Source organism: Thauera humireducens (assembly GCF_001051995.2).
Classification (GTDB): domain Bacteria; phylum Pseudomonadota; class Gammaproteobacteria; order Burkholderiales; family Rhodocyclaceae; genus Thauera; species Thauera humireducens.
This window is the reverse complement of sequence record NZ_CP014646.1, coordinates 71,121-89,701: the sequence shown is the minus strand read 5'-3', so window position 1 is coordinate 89,701 and position 18,581 is coordinate 71,121. Positions and strand designations below refer to the sequence as shown.

The following is an 18,581-nucleotide window of genomic DNA, read 5'->3' as shown; positions in this document are numbered from 1 at the left end:
GCACAATGCGCCCCCACGAGCACAACCTGCCCCGTCCGCCGATGCCGCAGATGCACCGACCATGAGTCAGAGCACCTCCCAACCCGTCCCGCCTCCGGCCGCACCACGCCTGCAGCTGCGGGGGATCAGCAAGGTCTATCCGACCGTGGTCGCCAACGACCAGGTCGATCTGTCGGTACGGCCCGGCGAGATCCGCGCCATCCTGGGCGAGAACGGGGCCGGCAAATCGACGCTGATGAAGATCATCTACGGCGTCACGCACCAGAGCGCCGGGCAGATCTACTGGGAAGGCGAGGAAGTCCGCGTCGAGAATCCGGCACACGCCCGTAGCCTGGGTATCGGCATGGTGTTCCAGCACTTCTCGCTGTTCGAAACCCTCACCGTGGTCGAGAACGTGGCGCTGGCCCTGCCCGGCAACCCGGCGCTGGACGAACTGGCGCAGCGCATCACCGAGGTGTCCGAACGCTACGGCCTGCCGGTCGATCCGCGCCGCCACGTCCACGCGTTGTCGGTGGGCGAGCGCCAGCGCGTCGAGATCATCCGCTGCCTGCTGCAGAACCCGCGCCTGCTGATCATGGACGAGCCGACCTCGGTGCTGACGCCGCAGGCGGTGCGCAAGCTGTTCGAGACCCTGCGCCAGCTCGCGGCCGAAGGCTGCTCGATCCTCTACATCAGCCACAAGCTCGACGAGATCCAGGCGCTGTGCCACACCGCCACCGTGCTGCGCGGCGGCAAGGTCACCGGCGAATGCATTCCGGCGCAGGAAACACCGCAGTCGATGGCACGACTGATGATCGGCAAGGATCTGCCGCACTGCGAGCATGGCGCAGCCAGAACGGATGGCGAGGTGCGCCTGCGCCTGGCGGGGCTGTCGCACGCCAGCGACGACCCCTTCGGCACCGACCTCAAGGACATCCACCTCGACGTGCGCGCCGGCGAGATCGTCGGCATCGCCGGCGTGTCGGGCAACGGCCAGCAGGAACTGCTGCGCGCGATTTCCGGCGAGGACGTGCTGGCGGAGAAATTCCCGGTGCAGATCTGCGGCGTCGAGGCCGGCCGGCTCAGCCCCGGCCCGCGGCGCAAGCTCGGCCTGTGCTTCGTGCCCGAGGAACGCCTGGGCCGCGGCGCCGTGCCCGGCCTGTCACTGGCGGACAATGCCCTGCTGACCGCTGCGCACAGCCAGGGCCTGCTCGCAGGGGGCTTCCTGCGCTTCGACCGCGCACGCAACTTTGCCCAGCGCTGCATCGAGGCCTTCAACGTCAAGTGCGGCGGCCCCGGCGCGGCAGCCAAATCGCTGTCGGGCGGCAACCTGCAGAAGTTCATCGTCGGGCGCGAGATCCTGCAGGCGCCGAAGCTGCTGGTCTGCGCCCAGCCCACCTGGGGCGTCGACGTGGGCGCGGCCACCTTCATCCGCCAGTCGCTGATCGACCTGCGTGACCGCGGCTGCGCGGTGCTGGTCATCTCGGAAGAGCTCGACGAGCTGTTCGAGATCTGCGACCGCATCGCCGTGATCGCCAAGGGCCGGCTGTCGCCCACCCGCCCCGCGTCCGAGACGACGGTGGAGGACATCGGCGTGTGGATGAGCGGCATGTGGCCGGGCGACGAACCCTCCGAACCGCTGCCTGCGAACCGCGCGGAGTCCTTGCATGCTTGAGCTCGAAGCCCGCGCCGAACCCTCGCGGCTGATGTCCTTCCTGTCACCGCTGCTCGCGGTGGTGCTGATGCTCGCCGGCGGCATGCTGGTGTTCTCTGCGCTCGGCAAGGACCCGCTGGAAGGTTTCCGCATCTTCTTCCTGAACCCGGTCAAGGACCTGTACGGCCTCTCCGAATTGCTGCTCAAGGCCACGCCGCTGATGCTGTGTGCGATCGGTCTGGCGATCGGCTTCCGTGCCAACGTGTGGAACATCGGGGCCGAAGGCCAGTTCATGTTCGGCGCGGTGGCAGCGACCGGGGTGGCGCTGTATTTCGACGGCTCGGAGAGCGCCCTGCTGCTGCCGGCGATGATCATGGCCGGCGCCCTCGGCGGTGCAGCCTGGGCGGCGATCCCGGCGCTGCTGCGCACCCGCTTCAACGCCAACGAGATCCTCGTCTCGCTGATGCTGGTCTATGTCGCGCACCTGTTCGTGTCGTGGCTGGTGTTCGGACCGTGGAAGGACCCGGACGGCTTCAACTTCCCGCAGACCAAGATGTTCGGCGACGCAGCGCTGATGCCCGTGCTGCTCGAGGGCACCCGCCTGCACCTGGGTTTTGCGCTGGCGCTCGCGGTGCTGGTGGCGGGCTACGCCTTCATGAACCGCAGCTTCGCCGGCTTCCGCATGCGGGTCGCGGGCGAAGCGCCGGACGCCGCACGCTATGCGGGCTTCTCGGCCCCGCGCATGATCTGGATCGGCCTGCTGCTGGGCGGCGCCGCAGCGGGGCTGGCCGGCATGGGCGAGGTCGCCGGACCGATGGGCCAGCTCACCGACAAGGTCGGCAGCGGCTACGGCTTCGCCGCGATCATCGTCGCCTTCGTCGGCCGCCTCAACGCCTTCGGCATCTTCCTCGCCAGCCTGCTGATGGCGCTGCTCTACATCGGCGGCGAGCAGGCGCAGCAGTACCTGAACCTGCCCAGTTCGATCTCGATGGTGTTCCAGGGCATGTTGCTGTTCTTCCTGCTGGGGTCGGACGTGTTCATCAACTACCGCCTGCGGCTGCGCCGCCGCGCGGCCTGAGGACGAGCGAAACATGGACGCCAGCCTCTTCACCTCGATGCTGTTCGCCACCGTGGTGGCGGGTACGCCGCTGATCATCGTCGCGCTCGGCCTGCTGGTGAGCGAGAAGGCCGGCGTGCTCAACCTCGGCGCCGAGGGCATGATGGCCATGGGCGCGGTCGCCGCCTTCGCCGTCACCCACGAGAGCGGCAACCCCTGGCTGGGCGTGCTGGCCGGCATGGGCGCGGGCATGGCGATGGCGCTGATCTTCGGCGTGCTGACGCTGACGCTGATGGCGAACCAGGTGGCCTCCGGGCTGGCGCTGGCGATCTTCGGCGTGGGCCTGGCGGCCTTCGTCGGCAAACCCTACGAGGCGGTGGCGCTGCAGGCGGTGCCGCCGATCCGCATCCCCTTCATCGCCGACCTGCCGCTGATCGGCGAGGCGCTCTACAACCAGCAGGCGCTGGTGTATTTCTCCTGGGCCCTGTTCTGGGGCCTGCTGTGGTTCCTGTACCGCAGCCGCGCCGGCCTGGTGCTGCGCGCGGTGGGCGAATCGCCGGCGTCGGCGCATGCCATCGGCTATCCGGTGATCCGCATCCGCTACCTGGCGGTGCTGTTCGGCGGCGCCATGGCCGGTATCGGCGGCGCCTTCCTGTCCGTGTTCTACACACCGATGTGGGCCGAAGGCATGGTCGCCGGCCGCGGCTGGATCGCACTGGCCCTGGTGGTGTTCGCTACCTGGCGACCGCTTCGGGTGATGCTCGGCGCCTACCTGTTCGGCGGCGTGATGATCACGCAACTCTTCATTCAGGGCTCGGGGCTGCAGATCGACTTCCCGTCGCAACTGCTGTCGTCCCTGCCGTACTGGGCGACGATCGTGGTGCTGGTGGCGATCTCGCGCAACGCCGGCACGATCCGACTCAACTCGCCCGTCTCCCTGGGCAAACCGTACCGGCCTGACGCATGAAGCTGCTGTCGTACCCTGCCGCAGGCATCAAGCCTGCGGCCCTATCGTCTGCGGCCTTATCGCCGTCGCCGTGCATTCCGCTACGGGCTACACGCGCCTGCCTGCATTACGCTTGCGCTCAGTCTCCTCGACCGCGGCCCCGATGACGCTCGAACTGATCCAGACCTCGGCCCTGCTGCTGGCCCTCAGCCTGCTGCAAGGGCTCTGCCTGCGCTTCCTGTCGCACCGCCCGCGGCTTGCGGAGATTGCATCCGGGCTCGTGTTCGGCGGTGTGTGCGTGATCGGGATGATGATTCCGATCACGCTCGCGCCTGGCGTGATCATCGATGGCCGTTCGGTGGTCCTGTCGATGGCAGGTCTGTTCGGCGGTCCGCTCGCCGGCGTGATCACCGGCGCGATCGCGGGCATCTATCGCGTCACCCTCGGCGGCGACGGCATGATCATCGGCACCATCTCGATCGCGCTCGGGGTGGCGTTCGGCCTTCTCTACCGTGCCGCCTGGCGCGGCCGCAGGCTGTCACGCAGGCCCCAGTGTCTCTTCGCCTTCGGCGTGGCAGTGCATGGCGTTTCGATCGTGCTGGTCGGCCTCGTGCCCGGACAGAGCATTGCCGGCCTGTTCGAACGCCTGGGCCTGCCCTACCTGCTGATCATGGGGGCCGCGACCGCCCTCCTCGGCCTGCTGCTGCGGGATCTGGAGGTTCGCCGACGGAACGAGAACGCACTGAAGGAGCGCGAAGCGCGGCTGCGGGCGATCGCCGGTGCCGTACCCGACATCCTGTTCGTGCTGGACGAGAACGGGCGCTATGTCGAGGTGATGACACGCGACGAGCGGCAGCTCTACCGCGATGCCAAGGACGTGGTCGGACAGAACATCCGCACCCTGCTCCCCGAACCGGCCGCATCGAAGATCATGGCCGCGATCCGGGAAACGATCGACTCGGGCGCGCCGGTCAGCACCACGTATGCGCTGGACATGCCGAGAGGCCGATGTATCTTCGAAGGGCGCCTCCAGGCCATCGAGAGCGAGGCGCGGCCGCGCATGGTGGTCCTGATCGTGCAGGACGTCACCCATCGCACCCAGCTCGAGGAGGAGCGGCGGATCGCAGCAATCGCCTTCGAGTCTCAGCAGGGCATGCTGGTCACCGATGCGGGCACGCGCATCCTGCGCGTCAACAAGGCCTTCACCGAGGTCACCGGCTACGCTGCGGACGAGGTGATCGGCAAGTCGTCGCGAATCCTGGCGTCTGGCCGCCATGGGCCGAGCTTCTATCGCGAGATGTGGCAGCAGCTCAAGGCACACGACTTGTGGGAGGGCGAGGTCTGGAACCGCCGCCGCAACGGCGACGTATACCCGCAACGCCTGTCGATCAGCGCTGTGCGTGACGAGTCCGGCACGGTCACGCACTACGTGGGCAGCTTCACCGACATCTCGCTGAGCAAGGCGAACGAGGAGGAGATCCACGCCCTCGCCTTCTACGACCAGCTGACCGGCCTGCCCAACCGCCGCCTGCTCACCGACCGCCTGCGCCACGCACTCGCGCAAAGCAACCGCGACGGCTCGCGCGGCGCGCTGATGTTCATCGACCTCGACGACTTCAAGGACACCAACGACCTGCTGGGCCACCAGGCCGGCGACGCCCTGCTCGCCCGCGCAGCGGGTCGGCTGCGGGCGAGCGTGCGCGAGACCGACACCGTCGCCCGCTTCGGCGGAGACGAATTCGTCGTCCTGCTCGAACAGCTTCCCAAGGACGCGCTCGCCGCCGCCGCCGCGGCCGAGCGACTCGGGGAGGCCCTGCTCTCCACGCTCGGCGCGCCCTATCTCATCGGCGACCAACGCATGGTGTGCACGGCCAGCATCGGCATCGCCATGTTCTGCGACCACGAGCAGACCGTGGACGAGCTGATGCAGAGCGCCGATCTGTCGATGTACGAATCGAAACGCCTGGGGAAGAACCGCATCCGCTTCTTCGACCCGATCATGCATCGCACGGTGTCGGAGCGCCTGCTGCTTGAGAACGACCTGCGCGACGCCCTGTCGCAAGGCCAGTTCGAGCTCCACTACCAGGCGCAATGCGATGCCGATGGACGCATCAATGGCGTCGAGGCGCTGGCGCGCTGGCGCCATCCGGTGCGCGGCATGGTGTCACCCGGACTGTTCATCCCGATCGCCGAACGCTCCGGCCTCATGCCGGCGCTCGGTCGCGAGCTCATCGCGATGGCCTGCGCCCAGCTCGGGCGCTGGGCCGGCGACGCGCGCTTCTCCAGCCTGCGCCTGTCGGTCAACGTCAGCGCATCGCAGCTTTACTCGCCCGACTTCGTCACCGAAACGCGCGAACTGCTGGCCCGCACCGGCTGCCCGCCGGACCGCCTGGTCCTCGAGCTGACCGAATCGATGCTGGTGGACGACATGGAGACCGCGGTGCGGACCATGACCGCGCTGCGCGAGATGGGCATCCGCTTCTCCATCGACGACTTCGGCACCGGTTACTCCTCGCTCGCCTACCTGCAGCGCCTGCCGCTGGACGAACTCAAGATCGACCGCTCCTTCGTCCAGAACCTGCCGGACAACGCCAGCAGCCTCGCCATCGTCAGAACCATCGTAGGGCTGGCCCGTAGTCTCGGCCTGCGCGTGATTGCCGAAGGCGTCGAGGAACCGCACCAGGTGCAAGCCCTGCTGGACGAAGGCTGCAGCAACTTCCAGGGCTTCAGGTTCCATCGCCCGGAGGCGATCGGCGACTTCGAGGGGCGCATCTGGCAGCGTCAGCCGCAGACCGCCGCGTGACAGGCAGCCCAAGGCCGACCCGCAGGCGCGCTAAAAAAAGCATTCGTACCGTCAAGAACAAATTTATTGATTCAGACAAAGAAAAAACGCACCCACTGTATTAATCTGTAGCCCACAAGGACGGGGGCATGGTCTGCTCCTGCCTTCGCGTGCGGACGCCCGGCCGCACTTTCGAAAGGGTTACCGCCATGGAGGCGATGCCGCCCAACGACGGCACGGAACTCGACTTCTTCATCCGCAGCGCGCCATTCGCCATCATCGAATGGGATCGCGACCTGCGCGTCCGGCGCTGGTCGCAGGGCGCGGAATCGCTGTTCGGCTGGCGCGAGGACGAGGTCCGCGGGCGCCGGCCGGACGAATGGGCCTTCTTCCATGCCGACGATCTCCTTGTCGCCCAGGCGGCCGTCGGCGAACTGCTCGCGGGCACGGTCGAACGCAATCAGGCACGGGTCCGCAACTACGCGCGCAACGGCACGCTCGCGCACACCGAGTGGCGCAACGTCATCCGGCGCGACTCGGCCGGTCGCGCGGTGTCGATCCTGTCCTACATCAACGAGCTGACGCGCCAGCACCACGCCGAACACGCCAGCACGAACAGTAGCGGGCGCTACCAGGGCATCTTCGCCAACGGCCACGCAGTCATGCTGATCCTCGACCCGCAGACGGGCCGAATCGTCGACGCGAACCCGGCTGCGGAGCGCTTCTACGGCTGGCCGCGGGCCACGCTGCTCGGCATGCGCATCGGCCAGATCAATACGCTGTCCGACCACGAACTGCAGGCGGAGCTCGAGGCCGCGCGAACGACGCGCCGCCACCATTTCGAATTCCGCCACCGGCGGGCGGACGGCTCGATCCGCGATGTCGAGGTCTACAGCGGCCCCACCGAGGATGAAGGCCGCGCCCTGCTGTTCTCGATCGTGCACGACGTCACCGAGCGCAAGCGCGCCGAGACGGTGATGCGCCGCTGGGAACGCTTCTTCCGCCTGTCGCACCTGGGCATCGCGATGCACGAGGTCGATGGGAATACCTTCATCGACGTCAACGACGCGTACGCGCGGCAGCACGGCTACACCCCCGACGAGCTGCGCGGCACGCGGGTGATGGCGATGTACACGCCCGAGGAGCGTGCGCTGCTGCCGGCACGGCTAGCCGAAGCCGACCGGGTCGGCAACGTCAGCTTCGAGTCGGTGCACTTCCGCAAGGATGGCAGCCGGATTCCGCTGCTGATCGGCATCACCGCACTGCAGGACGACAGTGGCGAGACGGTCGCCCGCTTCGTGTTCACGCTCGACATCAGCGCCCGCAAGGCCGCGGAAGAAAAGCTGCGCAAACTCTCGCGCGCGGTGGAGGAAAGCCCGGAGAGCCTCGTCATCACCAACACCAACGGCGAGATCGAGTACGTCAATCAGTCCTTCGTCGAGAAGACCGGCTACACACTGGAGGAGGTGCTGGGCAAGAACCCGCGCATCCTGCAATCGGGCCTGACACCACGCGAGACCTTCCGCGACATGTGGGCGACGCTGACCTGCGGCGAAACCTGGCGCGGCGAACTGCACAACCGGCACCGCGACGGCCGCATCCTGCTAGAGCGGGTGACGATCACGCCGATCCACGATGACGACGGCGGGCGCACCACGCACTACGTCGCCGTCAAGGAGGACATCACCGAAAAGCGCCGGATGGAAGAAGAGCTGCTGCGCCACCGCGAGCAGCTTGAAAGCCTGGTGGAGAGCCGCACCGCCGAACTGCAGCAGGCGCTCGAAGCGGCCAAGGTCGCCAGCCGCGCCAAGGACGAATTCCTCGCGACGATGAGCCACGAGATCCGCACGCCGATGAATGGCGTGATCGGGATCCTCGATGTGCTCGCACACCAGGGGCTGTCCGCCGACCAGGCGGAACTGGTGGCCATCATGGACGAATCGGCGGCGACCCTGCTGCGCCTGATCGACGACATCCTGGACTTCTCCCGGATCGAATCCGGGCAGCTGCAGCTCGAGATCGCGCCGGTCTCCATTCGCGGGCTGATGGCGAACATCGAACACAGCCTCGCCGTCCACGCCCGCAAGACGGCCGTGCAGCTGCGCACGCACATCGGCGACACCGTCCCGGAGCTCATGCTCACCGACGAGCTGCGGCTCCGGCAGGTACTGACGAACCTGATCGGCAACGCGATCAAGTTCTCCGCAGGGCGCGACCGCCCGGGCCGCGTCGAACTGCGGGTCGAGGTGTCCGACGCCGGCCTGATCCGCTTCATGGTCACCGACAACGGCATCGGCATCGCCCCCGAGGTGTTCGAGAAGATCTTCCAGCCCTTTTCGCAGGCGGAGTCTTCCACCACCCGTCGCTTCGGCGGCTCCGGCCTGGGGCTGACGATCTCCGCACGGCTGGTCCAGCTGCTGAAGGGACGCATCGACCTCAGGAGCATTCCCGGGCGCGGCTCGCGCTTCGTCGTCACGCTGCCGCTGGCCACGGTCAGTCCCGCTGCGGCCGCCATGCCGTCCCTGACGGCAACGGACCGCGGCCGGGAGGGACAGGTGACAGGCGACATCGCGCTCGGCCGCATCCTGCTCGCCGAGGACAATCCGATCAACCGCCGCGTGATCGAGCACCAGCTCACGCTGCTGGGCCTGCAGTGCGACATGGCGGAGAACGGGCGCGAGGCGCTCGAACGCTGGCGCACGGGCGACTACGCACTGCTGCTGACCGACCTGCACATGCCCGAGATGGACGGCTACGAGCTGACCGCCCATATTCGCCGCGAAGAGTCCGGCACCGGCAAGCGCCTGCCGATTATCGCCGTCACCGCAAACGCGATGCGTGGCGAGGACAGACACTGCCTCGACGCCGGCATGGACGACTTCATCGCCAAGCCCGTCCAGTTCGAGACGCTGCGCCGCGCGCTGCAACGCTGGGCACCCTCCGGCTCGACACCGGCGGCGTCACTGCCGAGCGCTCCGGACCGGATCGCCGACCCTGCGCCCTCACCGGCCGCCCCGAAGACCGGAGCGGCCCTCGCCCTGCTCGACCCGCGTGTGCTGGCGAACCTGATCGGTAACGACGAGGCCATGATCGAGGCGCTCCTCGTCGAGTACCGCGTCTCGCTGCTCGACTCGGCGCGGCAGATGCGGGCCGCCCTCGCCGCGAACGACTGGCAGCGCCTGGGCGAGGTCGCCCACCGCCTGAAGTCTGCCTCGCGTTCCGTCGGTGCGCTGCAGCTCGGTGAGCTGTGCGCCGCCCTCGAAGCGGCGGGACATGCCGGCCGCGCCGCGGATGCAGGGCAACTGATGCAAGGCTTCCGTGCCGCAGTGGATGCGGTATCGTCTGCCATCGAGGCGCGCCGCGGATGCCCATGACGTCCCTATACGCCCTTACCCCCTGCTTCACTTCACCGCTGGCGACGTGGGAGGCCTCCCGATGAAAGCCGAGAAGACGAAGGTGCTCGTCGTCACCGATGTGCTGGCCGATGCGACCCAGATCGGTAAGCTGCTCGAAGACCAGTTCGAGCAAGTAATGCTGTCGACCAATGAGGCCAGCTTTGTCGCCGACTTCGAGCGCTTCGAGCCCGACGTCGTGGTGCTGGCCTTCAATAGCCTGGAGCGGGCCGAGCGCTACGCGCTGGGCCTTTATCGCCACAGCACGGTGGTGCATACCCTGCCGCACCGCAGCATCGTGCTCTGCAGCAAGGAGACCGTTCACCGCGCCTTCGAACTGTGCTGCAAGGAATACTTCGACGACTACGTGATGTACTGGCCGTTGGTGTACGACACCCCCCGCCTGGCGATGTCGATCATCCTCGCGGCACGCTCGCTAGAGGCGCAGCGCCACAGCACGCCGGTTCGCGCCGTCGCCGCTCATGCGCGCTCGGTCAGTGCGCTCGAGGCGGTGCTGGACAAGAGCATCGAGACCGGCCGGCAGCGCAGCGAGGCACTGCGGCAGGCCATCCACGATGTCGGCCAGACGCCGTTGCTAGATCCGGGGATCGCTGCAGGAAACGCTGCAGCCCCCGAGGCGTCCGAGGCGCCACTTACCTTCGATTTCGACACCGAAGGCGTGCCCGAAGGCGCAGTCGACCGGACACGCCTGTTCCAGGCCGCAGCAAAGCAGATCCGCGATACCGTCAAGCTGAGGGTCGATGAGGCGGAACGCAGGATCACACCACTCACCGAGTGGATCGGCGGCATCAAGCAGGCGGTGAAGCCGCAGCTGGACGCGGCTCGTCAGCTCGGCGCGCTCAACGACACCACGATGCCGCTGGTCCTTGTGGTCGACGATGACACGTTCCAGTGCAAGCTGCTCGAACGCATGCTGGGCAGCGAGAAGTACCGCACCGTGTTCGCGCACACCGGCGCGGAGGCGCTTGCCGTCCTCGGTCGCCAGCATCCCGACGTCGTGCTGATGGATGTCGCGCTGCCCGACTTCAACGGCGTCGAGATCACCCGACGCATGAAGACCAGCCCGCGCCTGGCGGACATCCCGATCGTGATGATCACCGGTCACAGCGAACGTCAGGTGCTGGAGGCCAGCCTGAAGGCGGGAGCGATCGATTTCCTCGTCAAGCCCTTCGACCGCGAGGCGCTGTTCGGCAAGCTCGCACGGCACATCGCGCGCTGACGCTGCGAACTGGCGCACGACGGGCGCTGAGGCGGGCGGGAGGGGAAAGCGAACCGGGCTGCGGCAGCTGCATCGGGATACCGGCTCATGCCATGGAGGCGAGGCCTGATCCGCAGGCGTGCCTCCGATCCGCAGCAGGATTCGTGTGACATTTTCCACGCTATAGGCGCTTACCGCGTCCGCTCGTGACCTGCCGCACTGGCTGCCTGCGGCATATGTCGATAGACTGCGGAAAACCGAAACAACGCCCCAGAATGGGCAACCGCTCATGATCGCACTCAACCTAGACCACGCTGCCCCGGGAAAGGCCACGCCGCTGTTGGGCCTTGGCCATGTCGGCGGCCTGGTCGTGTTCTGTGCCTTGCTCCACCTGAGCGCCCGCTACAACTACCTGCTGTTCCATACGCTGGTCGAGACCATCCGCATCGTCGTGCTCGGCAGCATCTTCGTACTGGCCTGGAACGCACGGCGCTGGGTGAGCGACGGCTTCCTGGTGATCGTCGGCATCGCCTCGCTCGGGGTTGCGGCGCTGGAAATCTTGCATACCCTCGCGTTCAAGGGTCTCAACCTGTTTCCCGGCTATGACGCCAACCTGCCGACCCAGCTCTGGATCGCCTTCCGCTACATGGAAGGGATTGCCTTCCTGTTCGCCGTGCACCGGCTCCGACGGCCGGTACAGGCCCACCTCCTGCTGACCACCACGGGCATCGTCACGGTGCTGCTCGCCACCCTGATCTTCAGCGGCAACTTCCCCGACTGCTACATCGAAGGCAGCGGCCTCACGCCGTTCAAGATCGTCAGCGAGTTCATCCTGATCGGGATCTTCTCGATGTGCGCCGGCGCGATCTACCTGCAGCGCCAGCATTTCGCCCCCAGCGTCGCACGGCTGCTGATCGCCTCGATGCTCATCTCCGCGCTGGCCGATTTCGCCTTCACCAGCTATGCCGGCGTATTCGACTCCGCCAACGAAGTCGGTCACTACCTGCTCTTCATCTCGAGCTTCCTGCTCTACCGTGCGGTGCTGGTCGCCGGCCTTGCCACCCCCTTCGACCTGCTGTTCCGCAGTCTCAAGCAGAAGGAGGCCGAGCTCGAAAGCAAGGTCGTCGAACGCACCTCGGCGCTGCGCAAGAGCCAGGCCCTGAACCGTGCCGTGGTCGAGAATTCGCCCGCCGTGATCTACCTCACCGATCTCGACTGTCGCTACACCCTCGCGAACGCCGCGTTCGAGCGCCTGGTCGGCCGGCCGCGGCGCGAGATCCTGGGGAAGACGGCCTTCGAGCTTTTCCCGCAGGACGTCGCCTTTCGCCTCGATCGCCGCAATCACAACGTGATCGCCACCAACCAGGCGCTGCTCGAGACAGAGGACGTCGGCACCAGCCAGCAGGGCGAGACGCGCCACTTCAAGTCGGTCCATTTCCCGCTGCAGGACGAGCACGGTGCGGTCGTAGGCATGGGCGGCATCGCGACGGACGTCACCGACAGCCTGATCGCCGAGGAACGCTACGGCGCCATCATCCGCAGCTCGATGGACGCCTTCATGATGGTCGACGAGGAGGCCCGCCTGCTCGAAGTGAACGACGCCGCCTGCGAACTCAGCGGCTACACACGCGAGGAGCTGCTGCGGCTGCGCGTTTCCGACCTTGACACTGCGGTGGACGAACCCAAGCTGCAGGCGGCGATGCGCAACATCGCACGTGACGGCTCGTCCCGCATCGACAGCCGCTGGCGGCGCAAGGACGGCGAACTGCGCGACGTCGAGCTCAGCGTGCAGTGCCTGGTGTACGGCGGTGTGCCACGCTACTACTGCTTCGTGCGCGACATCAGCGGTCGCAAGGCTGCCGCGGCGCGCATCGAATACCTCGCCCACCACGACCTGCTGACCGCCCTGCCGAACAAGCTGCTGTTTCAGCAGCAATGCCACGAAGCCTTGCTGAACGCCGAACGCGAGGGCCGCAACTGCGCACTGGTGTATCTGGATCTCGACGACTTCAAGGCCGTCAACGACACCCTCGGCCATGCGGTCGGCGATGCGCTGCTGTGCGAGCTCGCGGCGCGCGTACGAACCCTGATCGATGAGCATGGCCTCGCCTGTCGCGTCGGCGGCGACGAGTTCCTGGTGCTTGTCGGCGATGCCGGCGACCAGCAGCGGCTCGCTGCCTTCGCCGAGCGCACCCTTGCCTTGCTTGCCGAGCCCGTGCAGCTCGACGGCACCTTCCAGACCTGCACCGTCTCCCTCGGCATCGCCCGCTTCCCGAACGATGGCACCGACTTCGACACCCTGTACCGCAAGGCCGACATGGCGATGTCGCAGGCCAAGACCGCGGGTCGCAACACCTTCCGTTTCTTCGACGAAGCGATGCACGCCCAGCTCGTCGAGCGTCGCCACCTGCTGAGCCTGCTGCGCGGTGCGCTCGAACGTCACGAACTGCGGCTGCACTACCAACCCCAGATCGACCTCCATACCGGCGAGGTGATCGGCGCCGAGGCGCTGATCCGCTGGCAGCACCCCGAACTGGGCGTCGTGTCGCCCGCGCGCTTCATCCCGATCGCCGAGGAAAGCGGCCTGATCGTCCCGATCGGCAACTGGGTCATGCGCGAAGCCTGCAGGCAGGCCAAGGCCTGGCAGGATGCGGGGCTGCCGCGCTTCGTGGTCGCGGTCAACCTGTCGGCCGTGCAGTTCCGCCTGCCCGACTTCTGCCAGACCGTCGCCGACGCGCTGACCGATTCGGGCCTGTCACCCGACTGCCTGGAACTGGAACTGACCGAGTCGCTGCTGATCAATGACGCCGACGGCGTGCTCGAGACCGTCCGCGAGCTCAAGGCGCTCGGCCTGCAACTGTCCATCGACGACTTCGGCACCGGCTACTCCAGCCTCGCCTACCTGAAGCGCTTCGACGTCGACAAGCTCAAGATCGACCAATCCTTCGTGCGCGACATGGATCGCGACGCCGACAGCGCCGCCCTCGTCCTCGCCATCGTGCAGATGGCCCATAGCCTCGGGCTCAAGACCATCGCCGAAGGCGTCGAACACGAACACCTTGCCGCCGCGCTGCGCAGCCTGAATTGCGACGAGGCCCAGGGCTACCACTTCGCGCGGCCGATGCCCGCGGGCGACTTCGAAGGCTGGCTGCGCAACGTAGTCGCGTTGCCCGAGGACCGCTAGCCCAGTGTCGCCGTCGCCAGCTTGGCGCCGAAGCCGATGAACACCCCGCCCACGCCGGCCGTGGCGCCCGCCGCGGCGCGACGGTGGCGGCGGAACTGGGCAGCAAGCCGGGCGCCGGCGAAGATCAGCACCGACAGGTAGAGCAGGCTGCAGACCTGCACGATGACGCCGAGGATCAGGAAGGACAGGCCTGGGTGCGCGTAGGCCGGATCGACGAACTGGATGAAGAAGGACACGAAGAACAGGATCGCCTTCGGGTTCATCAGGCTGATGATCAAGGCCGTGCGGAAGGGGTGCGGCGTTCCGCGCACCGCCGGATAGTCGGGTGCCGCACCCGTCGCCTCATCGCCCCGCTTGCGCCATCCCGCAAGCCCGGCGCGCAGCAGGCTGAAGCCCACCCAGGCCAGATAGGCCGCGCCCGCATACTTGATCGCCATGAACAGTTCGGGCGTCGCACGCAACAGCGAGGCCATGCCGGTGACCGCCAGCAGCATCAGGATGGTGTCGCCGACGAAGATGCCCGCCGCGCCACGGTAGCCAGCCGCCACGCCCCAGCGTGACGCCGTCGCCATCACGTACAGCGAATTGGGGCCAGGCAGCAGCACGATGAAGACCGTGCCGAGGATGAAGGTCGCGAGGTCGGTGACGCCGTAGAACATGGGGATTTCCGTTCGAACGAATCGAGGCGCTACTTTGCCATGCAGGCCGCCGGCATTCCAGCGCGGCGCGGGCGCCTGGCCACCGGTGGCGCAATCAGGGCGGCCCGCCCCGTTTCAGGGTCGGCGCGCCACGAACTCCAGCGGCGCATCCACGCTGTGGCTGCGATGGATCGTCAGGCGCACGCGCAGCGCCTCATCCTCGGGCCACAGTTCGTAGCGCTGCACCAGTTCGCGCGGGGGATCGTCGCCCGAGACGGATTCGGCGCGCGTGGCGAAGCGCAGTCTGTCATCCCGCCATTCGAGCGCCTCGATTTCGCGTGGCACACCGAGGAAACTCGCCGTGCCCTCGACCGTGCCGTCGCGCACCTTGAACTCGAAACGCTCCTGCACGCTCAGGTTCCACGGATAGACCACGTCCGCCAGCCACTCGCCCTGCAAGACCTCCGCCCCGGGCGCGGTGTCGTACCACGCCAGCCACGCAGCCAGGGCGATGCCGGCCAACCCTGCGCCCAGCGCCGCCCCCCGCCATCGTCGGCGCGGCGCCGGCGGGGCGGCGAGCCACTGCGTCAGCACGTCCTGCAGCCGCTGCAGGTCGGTCGTCCATGAGGCGTCGTTAAGCGACAGGGCGTGGCGGTTGGCCAGGCCCCGGATCGAGATGGGCAAGGCCTCGGCGGACGGCATCGCCGCCCCGCCGACCAGCACCGGCACCACCGGCTTGCCCGACGCGAGCGCCCGCTCGACCTCGCGCCGCACGTAGTCGTCAGCAAGATCGAGGCGACGCTGCCCTGCGGCAGAAGCCGTGAGCCAGTGCGGGCCGATGATCACCAGCACGGCCTGCACCTGCTGCAAGCCGCGCTCGATCACCGCCTCGAAATCGGCGCCCGGCGGGATGTCGTCGACGTCACGGAACACGCTGCCCGCGCCGAAGCGGTGCTCGAGCGCATCCGTCAGCCGGCCGGCGAATCCGGCGCTGTCGTCACGGCGGTATGAAATGAACAGGCTGGGCATCGGCACGGCGCGGAGACAATCACCGCTTCCATTCAAGCACGCGCGCCCCCCACCTGCCACGTCGATTCGGCGACGGGCGCGCAGTCCACGCCGTGCAATCCAGTACCATGTTGTCGCCGGCCTGCACGGCCTTCACTCCCAACCGCCCGCGAGAACGCAAGCACATGAAGTCGTGGATCGAAGATCTCGCAACCCGCCTCGACAGCGGCCAGCCGGCCGTTCTGGTGACGGTGGCCGCCGCCCGCGGCTCGACCCCGCGTGCCCCGGGCGCCCACATGGTGGTCGGGCCACGGGACAGCGCAGGCAGCATCGGTGGCGGGCAGCTCGAGCTGCGTGCGATCGAACTGGCACGCACGATGATCGCCGACGGCGCGACCCGGCCCTGCGTGCAGCGCTTCCCGCTCGGCGCCAGCGTGGGCCAGTGCTGTGGCGGCGTGATGGAACTGGCGTTCGAGCCCATCGGCGCGGACACGGGCGAATGGGTGCGTGTGGCGCTGACGCACGCCGGGGCACACCGCCCCTGGGGTCGTGTCGTCGCCATCGGCGCGACACCCGCCCCGACCCGCGTGTTCGATGCGCACCTGCACGCCCTGCATGCGGATGCAGGCTATGACGCGGACAGCGTGCGGGTGCTTGCCGAACGCGCCGCCACGCTGCTGGCTGGCCACGCCGATGGCGCGCTGCTGGCCAACACCCGCCCCGGCGGCGACGCCGACTGGCTGCTCGACGCCAGCGTGCCCCCCGAGTTGCAGGTCGTGCTGTTCGGTGCCGGCCACGTGGGCTGCGCCGTGGCTAGGGTACTGGCGCGCCTCCCGCTGCGCCTGACCTGGGTCGACAGCCGCGACGACGCCTTCCCGGCCGACCCTGCAGCCGGGTTCATGTCCCGTATCGACTGCCGCAGCACCGATACGCCACTGGCGGAAGTCAGCGACGCGCCGTCGGACGCCGTCTTCCTGGTGATGACGCACAGCCATGCGCTCGACTTCGATCTGGTGCGCGCCATTCTCGACCGCGGCGACGCCCGCCTCTGCGGCATGATCGGCTCGAACGCCAAGCACGAGAACTTCGCGCGGCGGCTGCGGGCACGCGGCTGCAGCGAAGCGGCCATCGCCCGGCTGCACTGTCCGATCGGTGCGCCCGGCATCAATGGCAAGGAACCCGAAGTGGTCGCGATCGCGGTCGCGGCCGAACTGCTGCAGCTGCGGGGCACCCGCTTCGACGCCCGCCCCGCACAGCGCCGGACGGACGGCACACACGCCCCCCAGACCCTCGAGGGCCCGCGCCCATGACCCTGCCCGCCCCCCAAACCCTGCGCGCCGTGCGCGGCGAGATCCTGCACTTCCTGTCCGACCCCGCAGCGTACGGCGCGGCGGCGTCCGAGCACTTCGCCGACGGTATCCTCGCGATCCGCGACGGCCATGTCGCCGAACTCGGGCCGGCGGAGGACATGCTGGCCAAGCTGCCGTCCGACATCGTGCTCGACGACTACCGCGGCAAGCTGATCCTGCCCGGCTTCGTCGACACCCATATCCACTACGCGCAGACCGACATCATCGCCAGCTATGGCGAGCAGCTGCTGGCCTGGCTCGAGCGCTACACCTTCCCTGCCGAAGCCCGCTTCGCCGACCCGGACCACGCCGCGGCCGTGGCCAGCTTCTTCTGCGACGAACTGCTGCGCAATGGCACGACCACGGCAATGGCCTTCGCCACCGTGCATGGCACCTCGGTCGATGCGCTGTTCGAGGCCGCTCGGCAACGGCGCATGCGACTGATCACCGGCAAGGTGCTGATGGACCGCAACTGTCCGGACTTCCTGCGCGATACGGCCGAATCGGGCGATGCCGAATCGCGCGCCCTCGTCGAACGCTGGCATGGCCGCGACCGCCTGCTGTACGCGGTGACACCGCGCTTCGCCGCCACCTCCTCCCCCGAGCAGATGACGCGTGCCGGTCGGCTGTTTGCCGAGCATCCCGGGCTCTACCTGCAGTCGCACGTCGCCGAGAACCGCTGCGAGATCGAATGGATCGCCCGCCTCTACCCCGACGCGCGCAGCTACCTCAACGTCTATGACGGATTCGGCCAGCTCGGCCCGCGCAGCGTCTACGCGCACTGCATCTGGCTCGACGACGCCGACCGCGCGCGCATGGCCGCGACCGGTGCAGCGATGAGCTTCTGCCCGACCTCCAACCTCTTCCTCGGCTCGGGCCTGTTCGACCTGGCAAGCGCACGGGCGCAGGGCATTCGCGTCGGCATCGGCACCGACGTCGGCGCCGGCACCAGCTTCTCCATGCTGCAGACGCTGAACGAGGCCTACAAGGTGCTGCAGCTGAACAACCAGCGACTGTCGGCGACAGACGCTTTCTACCTCGCCACGCTGGGCGGCGCACGCAGCCTGTATCTCGACGCGCAGATCGGCAGTTTCCTCTCCGGCCACGAGGCGGACTTCGTCGTGCTGGACCCACAGGCCACGCCCCTGCTCGCGCGCAGGATGGCGAACTGCGCGAGCCTGGACGAACGCCTGTTCGTCCTGATGATGCTGGGCGACGATCGTGCAGTGGCGGCCACGCATGTGATGGGCGAGCCCGCCGGGCTGCACCCCGCACTGTCAAAAAACTCAAAAACAGTCAATCTCTAAAAATGAATAATATTCGGCGGCGACACAATTCCTTCACGGGGCGCCGTGCCGGAACGCTTTAACATC

General features: G+C 67.8%; 11 protein-coding genes. 9 read left to right on the top strand and 2 right to left on the bottom strand.

Annotated elements, in window-relative coordinates; translation table 11 throughout:
• The first annotated feature begins 61 nt into the window (after positions 1–61).
• The 7 genes from AC731_RS00425 to AC731_RS00395 all read left to right on the top strand — a co-directional run bounded on the left by AC731_RS00425 (position 62) and on the right by AC731_RS00395 (position 14,213).
• The gene (locus tag AC731_RS00425) at positions 62–1,654 is read left to right on the top strand and encodes an ABC transporter ATP-binding protein (RefSeq protein ID WP_048708617.1); all 1,593 of its coding nucleotides are present in this window, start codon (positions 62–64) and stop codon (positions 1,652–1,654) included.
• A complete protein-coding gene (locus tag AC731_RS00420) occupies positions 1,647–2,711 on the top strand; it encodes an ABC transporter permease (RefSeq protein ID WP_048708615.1) in 1,065 nt (354 codons plus the stop codon). The genes AC731_RS00425 and AC731_RS00420 overlap by 8 nt, the downstream gene beginning before the upstream one ends.
• Before the next feature lie 13 nt (positions 2,712–2,724).
• Positions 2,725–3,657, top strand: coding sequence for an ABC transporter permease (locus AC731_RS00415; RefSeq protein ID WP_048708614.1), 933 nt, complete (start codon positions 2,725–2,727; stop codon positions 3,655–3,657).
• Positions 3,658–3,799: 142 nt separating this feature from the next.
• On the top strand, positions 3,800–6,439 hold the full coding sequence (locus tag AC731_RS00410) for an EAL domain-containing protein (RefSeq protein ID WP_048708612.1): 2,640 nt from the start codon (positions 3,800–3,802) through the stop codon (positions 6,437–6,439).
• 188 nt (positions 6,440–6,627) lie between these two features.
• Positions 6,628–9,792 carry a PAS domain-containing hybrid sensor histidine kinase/response regulator gene (locus AC731_RS00405; protein WP_237266574.1) on the top strand — a complete coding sequence of 1,055 codons (3,165 nt, stop codon included), beginning with the start codon at positions 6,628–6,630 and terminating at the stop codon, positions 9,790–9,792.
• A 61-nt stretch (positions 9,793–9,853) separates the two neighbouring features.
• Entirely contained in the window at positions 9,854–11,050 is a 1,197-nt protein-coding gene (locus tag AC731_RS00400; protein ID WP_048708611.1) for a response regulator, read from the top strand.
• Between the two features lie 268 nt (positions 11,051–11,318).
• Positions 11,319–14,213 (top strand): bifunctional diguanylate cyclase/phosphodiesterase, encoded by a 2,895-nt coding sequence (locus AC731_RS00395; protein ID WP_053085855.1) that lies wholly within the window; start codon positions 11,319–11,321, stop codon positions 14,211–14,213.
• Here AC731_RS00395 and leuE read toward each other — a convergent pair.
• Both leuE and AC731_RS00385 read right to left on the bottom strand, forming a co-directional pair.
• Complete coding sequence (leuE, locus tag AC731_RS00390; protein WP_048708610.1) at positions 14,210–14,872, bottom strand: leucine efflux protein LeuE; 663 nt, start codon at positions 14,870–14,872, stop codon at positions 14,210–14,212. The genes AC731_RS00395 and leuE overlap by 4 nt on opposite strands.
• Positions 14,873–14,986: 114 nt before the next feature.
• Positions 14,987–15,880 (bottom strand): toll/interleukin-1 receptor domain-containing protein, encoded by an 894-nt coding sequence (locus AC731_RS00385; protein WP_048708608.1) that lies wholly within the window; start codon positions 15,878–15,880, stop codon positions 14,987–14,989.
• A 164-nt stretch (positions 15,881–16,044) separates the two neighbouring features.
• On the opposite strand from AC731_RS00385, the gene xdhC reads away from it, so the two are divergent.
• Together xdhC and guaD are read left to right on the top strand one after the other, a co-directional pair.
• Positions 16,045–17,169, top strand: a complete 1,125-nt coding sequence (xdhC, locus tag AC731_RS00380; RefSeq protein WP_048710410.1) for a xanthine dehydrogenase accessory protein XdhC — start codon at positions 16,045–16,047, stop codon at positions 17,167–17,169.
• Positions 17,166–18,515, top strand: coding sequence for a guanine deaminase (gene guaD, locus AC731_RS00375; RefSeq protein WP_048708606.1), 1,350 nt, complete (start codon positions 17,166–17,168; stop codon positions 18,513–18,515). The genes xdhC and guaD overlap by 4 nt, the downstream gene beginning before the upstream one ends.
• Positions 18,516–18,581: the final 66 nt, after the last annotated feature.